3 protein-coding genes are annotated in these 5537 nt (G+C 41.7%); all 3 read left to right on the top strand.

All coding sequences use genetic code 11. From position 1 onward, the window contains the following. The first annotated feature begins 169 nt into the window (after window positions 1–169). The 3 genes from FJR05_RS11805 (at window position 170) to FJR05_RS11795 (ending at window position 5194) form a co-directional block, all read left to right on the top strand. Window positions 170–1798, top strand: coding sequence for a peptide chain release factor 3 (locus FJR05_RS11805; RefSeq protein ID WP_168644265.1), 1629 nt, complete (start codon window positions 170–172; stop codon window positions 1796–1798). A gap of 163 nt (window positions 1799–1961) precedes the next feature. After that, the gene (locus FJR05_RS11800; protein ID WP_168644264.1) at window positions 1962–4088 is read left to right on the top strand and encodes a zinc metalloprotease HtpX; all 2127 of its coding nucleotides are present in this window, start codon (window positions 1962–1964) and stop codon (window positions 4086–4088) included. Between the two features lie 596 nt (window positions 4089–4684). Then, window positions 4685–5194 carry an RNA-binding protein gene (locus tag FJR05_RS11795; protein WP_168644263.1) on the top strand — a complete coding sequence of 170 codons (510 nt, stop codon included), beginning with the start codon at window positions 4685–4687 and terminating at the stop codon, window positions 5192–5194. The last annotated feature ends 343 nt before the right edge of the window (window positions 5195–5537 follow it).

Below are 5537 nucleotides of genomic sequence, written 5' to 3'. Positions count from 1 at the left end.
TCAGGAGTCAGCACTTCGACTTCGCTCAGTGACCAGTCAGGAGTTCAGGAGGAAGAAGGAAGAAAGAAGAAGAATTGTTTTTACCAATTACCAATTACCAATTACCAATTACCTGTTTCCTGCTCCTGAAAAAGATTACATTTAATGAAGTTAAAAACAAATAACCAATATGTCCATTGAATTGCAAACAGAACTAGGTCAAGCGGTGGAACAGCGTCGTAACTTTGCGATTATTTCTCACCCTGATGCTGGTAAAACTACTTTAACTGAAAAACTATTATTATACGGGGGTGCTATCCACGAAGCTGGAGCAGTCAAAGCCCGTAGAGACCAGCGGAAAGTAACCTCTGACTGGATGGCGATGGAACAACAACGGGGAATTTCCGTCACTTCAACCGTGTTACAATTTGCCTATCGTAACTGTCAAATTAATTTACTTGATACTCCTGGACACCAAGATTTTAGTGAAGATACTTATAGGACTTTAGCAGCGGCAGATAATGCGGTTATGCTAATTGATGCGGCTAAAGGTTTAGAACCGCAAACTCGGAAATTGTTTGAAGTCTGTAAAATGCGGGGGATTCCCATTTTCACCTTTGTCAATAAACTTGACCGTCCAGGTAGAGAACCCATAGATTTATTAGATGAAATTGAGAAAGAACTGGGATTACAGACTTATGCAGTGAATTGGCCGATTGGTATGGGCGATCGCTTTAAAGGAGTTTTTGACCGCCAACAACAGCAAGTTCACTTATTTGAACGCAGTTTTCACGGTAGCAAAGAAGCACTTAATACCATACTAGATATCGGCGATCGCCAATTGGAAACCTTACTAGAAAAAGAACTTTACCACCAACTAAAAGACGAATTAGAACTCTTAGAAGGAGTTTGTCCAGAACTAGATTTAGACTTGGTACACGCCGGCAAAATGACCCCAGTATTTTTTGGTAGCGCCATGACCAACTTTGGGGTGGAATTATTCCTGAAAAACTTCCTCGACTTTGCCCTCAAACCAGGTACACATAGCAGCAGCGTCGGCGATATCCCCCCTACCTATCCAGAATTTACCGGATTTATCTTCAAACTCCAAGCCAACATGGACCCCAAACACCGGGATAGAGTAGCTTTTGTCCGGGTTTGCACAGGCAAGTTTGAAAAAGATATGACAGTAAATCATGCTCGAACTGGTAAAGTTGTTCGTCTATCTCGTCCGCAAAAACTATTTGCCCAAGAAAGAGAATCCATTGATGTTGCTTATCCAGGGGACGTGATTGGTTTAAATAATCCGGGTGTTTTTGCAATTGGCGATACTATTTATACAGGACAAAAACTAGAATATGAGGGAATTCCTTATTTCTCACCGGAACTTTTTGCTACTTTGAGAAACCCCAACCCATCAAAATTTAAGCAGTTTCAAAAAGGTGTTTCTGAATTGCGAGAAGAAGGGGCTGTACAAATTATGTATTCAACTGATGAAGCCAAGCGTGAGCCAATTTTAGCAGCGGTTGGTCAGTTGCAATTTGAGGTAGTCCAGTTCCGTTTACAAAATGAGTATGGTGTAGAAACCATTCTTGATTTATTACCCTACAGTGTCGCCCGTTGGGTTTCGGGTGGTTGGGAAGCTTTAAAACAGGTGGGACGTTTATTCAATACCACCACTGTTAAAGATAGCATGGGACGACCTGTATTGTTATTCCGCAATGAATGGAATTGCCAACAATTAGAAGGTGATCATCCAGAGTTGAAATTAAGTGCGATCGCCCCCGTCTTTTCTAATCAACAATCGGTGGAGAGTTAGGAGTTAGGAGTTAGGAGTTCGGAGGAAGAAAGGAGGGAAAAAGAAGGAAGAAGAAAATTACCCAATAACAACTAACAACTGACAACTGACAACTGACAACTGACAACTGACAACTAACAACTGACAACTAACAACTAACAACTGACAAATTATCAAAGTTTGTATGCCTTCCCATGCTGAATCATGTTTAGAGGCTGGTTTAGCTGCCCTCAAGCAGGGGAATTACTATACAGCGATCGCTAACCTTGAACCACTAGCCAAAAATCAAAACGAAGAAAAGATTTGTTTACAGGCACAAGTGGGGTTAGTTATGTCCTATGCCCGCACTGGCGAAGTTTCCAAAGCGATCGCCCTGTGCCACAATTTGATCGCCAATAGTAATCCCCAAGTTCAAGAGTGGTCAAAACTTGCGCTTGAACACCTGCATAAACGCAAAAACCAGAAGAAAAAATCCCGCAAACCTAAAACTGGACTTATCTCCGGTTTAACCAACTCCCCACAACAGCCACAAACCGCTTATGTTGGGGCTGATGGTCAAACTAATATTCAACCCGTTAGTATTTATTGGCGCAATGCTAGACGCGCTAAAGTCTGGCAACCCCTCCGCAAGCCTAATATTATTCCCTCCCGACTGCTTGCCCTCTTCACATTCATCGCACTATTTTGGACGTGCCGAGAAGTGCTGAAATTTGTCCTGGGTTCAATTAATCAAATTCTATATCAACTACCATACTTAGAACCCATCCAGATTTTATATCGTGATCCTAGTAACTTTATTCTAGGGTTATTTATAATCTTAATGGTATCGTCCCCTTGGTTACTCGACTGGGTGCTAACAAGATTTTCCGGTCAAGAAGAATTGCCCAAAGAGAAATTAAACTCCTACAGTCGGGAAACATTCAGGGTATTACAAAGGGCTTGTCAACAGCGGCACTGGAATACCCCCGAACTGAGAATCTTACCAATTGCTGCCCCCATGATTATCAGTTATGGCAACCTGCCCCGCACAGCCAGAATAACTGTTAGTCAAGGCCTATTAGAACAACTGGCAGATGATGAAATAGCCGCCATTTATGCTTTATCCTTGGGGCAAATTGGGCGTTGGGACTTTGGGGTGATGTCCCTCGTGTTACTTGTAACCATGCCATTTTATGGCATATATCAGCAAGTTTCAGCTTGGGGAAATCAACATCAGAGTAAAATTTGGCGTTGGCCAGGAACAGTTTTAGCCGCCATTAACTACGGAATTTGGTGTCTGTTCACAGGTACAGCCCTACTTAATTCTCGGTTACGACTTTACCATAGCGATCGCCTGTCCGCAGAAATCACCGGTAATCCCAATGGACTAATTCGCGCCTTATTGAAAATATCCATTGGTGTAGCCCATGATGTCGGACTCAAAGAACAGACCTGCTGGCAGTTAGAAAGTCTGAACCTGCTTTCGCCCGTCGCCTACCAGCACAGCATAGTTTTAGGTAGCAGCGCAGGTCATCTACCTTTTGAATCATTTTTAAAATGGGAAAACTTTCATCCCTACCGTCAATGGTTAACAATCAACAGTTGTCATCCAGCAATAGGCGATCGCATCGAACGTCTTTGTGAAATAGCCCGTCATTGGCATTTAGACACCGAACTATATCAAACAACCCCATCACAACCCATCCTCATTCAACCCCAAACCTTCTGTTTACAAATTGCCCCCTGGTTGGGAATCCCCCTTGGTGTTGTCTTCGCCACTCTGATTTGGTTAATTTGGCAAACAGCATACACCCTACATTTGTTAAACTTAAAATGGATTTATGATGATTGGTCTTTTGTTACAGGTTGTATGTTAATTGGTTTTAGCATTGGTACAGTCATGCGGATAAATGCTTTATTTCCCGACATTACACCTGCAAATGTTCAAAAAAACGAAAACTTCACCAACCTATTAGCAGATCCCGTAATTTTACCAATTGATAGCGCTAGAATCCGTTTTACTGGTAAACTGTTAGGTCGTCCCGGAATTGGTAATTGTTTAGCACAAGACCTAATTCTACAAACTAGCCAAGGTTTAATCAAATTACATCATATTCCCTGGTTAGGAAAGTCATTCAATCCTCAAGACTTGATTGGCAGACAAATCACTGTCACAGGTTGGTTAAGACGTGGGGCAACTCCCTGGATTGATCTGCAAACCCTAGAAACCCAAAGCGGCAAAAAAATTCATAGCCCTCATCCCATCTGGTCTACTGTCATCGCAGTCGTTGCCCAAGCTTGGGGCGCTTATATTATGCTCACAGGGTTTTAGTCAATTGTCAGTTGCCATTGGTCATTGGTCATTGGGAAAATTCTTTCTCCCCCCCAACTTCCCCTACTCCCTTACTTCCCCTACTTCCCCTACTTCCCCTACTTCCCCTACTTCCCCTACTTCCCCTACTTCCCCAGTCCCCAGTCCCCCTCCGCCCCCCTGCCCCTTTTCCCTCTTGCATTAAAAATGTGTTTTATGTTACGATAGAATCATACTATTGGCTATTAGCGGAAAAGTTTCTGCTGAACTAGCTACGTGGAAAATACCATGATAATGTTAAGGAATGGTATTTTGTTCTGCGGGCAAGAATTAAGAAGAATGAATTTACTGTGGTGGATAGTTGGCTATTAAATTAACAATTCCTAAAATTAAAGTGATATTAGCCCACGATTGCATAATTGCTTTCGTGACGAATAAGCTTGATCCCAACAAAAAACTGTATTCTATAAGTTGATAGCATGACTCACGCCACGCTACACTATCGGATTGCAGAAATTGGTTTGTGGCAGTTTTAGTCCATAGTATCTATTCAAAAACCAAAGCCAATTTATTGTTTTTGTCTTGCCCTGTTTAATCCCAATTCGGAGGTATGTTCCATGTCCATTCGCCTATATATAGGAAATTTGCCCAAAGAAGAAATAGATCGTCAAGATTTGCAAGCTGTGTTTGCAGAAGAAGGCGATGCTGTCACCACCAAACTAATTAAAGACCGGAAAACAGGCAAATGTCGGGGTTTTGGGTTTCTAACAGTCAATAATGACGAACAAGCAGATCAAATTATTGAAAAATATAATGGTCAAATGTTCAAAGATACACCCATCAAACTAGAAAAAGCTTTACCCCGCACTAAAGGTGAGGAAGGTGAAGAACAACCACAACAACAAGTTCCCAAACCAATTATCCAAGGTAGTAGCGCTTCTAGTCCTAGCGGTAATAAAGAAGGTAATCGTCGGGAGAGAAGTAAGAAATCTCGCCGTGGTAGCGGTGGTGGTAGTGCGCGTGAAACTGCTACTAGCGTTGATAACGAAGCTTTTCGTCCAGATCCCCGTTGGGCAGCGGATTTAGAAAAGCTAAAACAAATGCTGTCAGCACAAACTACCAACTAAATTGTCTATTTAGCCAATATGCTTTGAGAGTAATTCTTAAAGCTTATTTTGTATTAGTGCCAGCGGATAGAAATGTCTTCCGTCACCCACGAAAGTCCAAATTTAATCAACAAGTAGTGCAGGTAGCTATATCAGGTTATCTGCACTCTTTGTTTTGGCAATTTTTGTAGTTTGATGGTGTGATTACACAAAATTTGTGATTTTTTAGCAAAACTGTATCTAAATTAACAAAAATTCTTACAATGTAGGAATAGTATAAGCTAATACAATTATCTTAATTAAATCAAGGTAACTGTTCACACTCCCCCACTAAAAAGGAATTAGGAAGTAACAGGGATAGGAG

The sequence above is a fragment of the Dolichospermum sp. UHCC 0259 genome (assembly GCF_009711935.1).
In the GTDB taxonomy this organism is placed as follows: Bacteria; Cyanobacteriota; Cyanobacteriia; order Cyanobacteriales; family Nostocaceae; genus Dolichospermum.
Note: the sequence above shows the minus strand (reverse complement) of the source record. Positions and strands in the feature narration are given on the sequence as shown.

What these genes read in the sequence shown, in the direction of transcription:
- FJR05_RS11795 (WP_168644263.1), top strand. Translation starts at nt 4,685, where the DNA reads ATGTCCATTCGCCTATATATAGGAAATTTGCCCAAAGAAGAAATAGAT.
- FJR05_RS11800 (WP_168644264.1), top strand. Translation starts at nt 1,962, where the DNA reads ATGCCTTCCCATGCTGAATCATGTTTAGAGGCTGGTTTAGCTGCCCTC.
- FJR05_RS11805 (WP_168644265.1), top strand. Translation starts at nt 170, where the DNA reads ATGTCCATTGAATTGCAAACAGAACTAGGTCAAGCGGTGGAACAGCGT.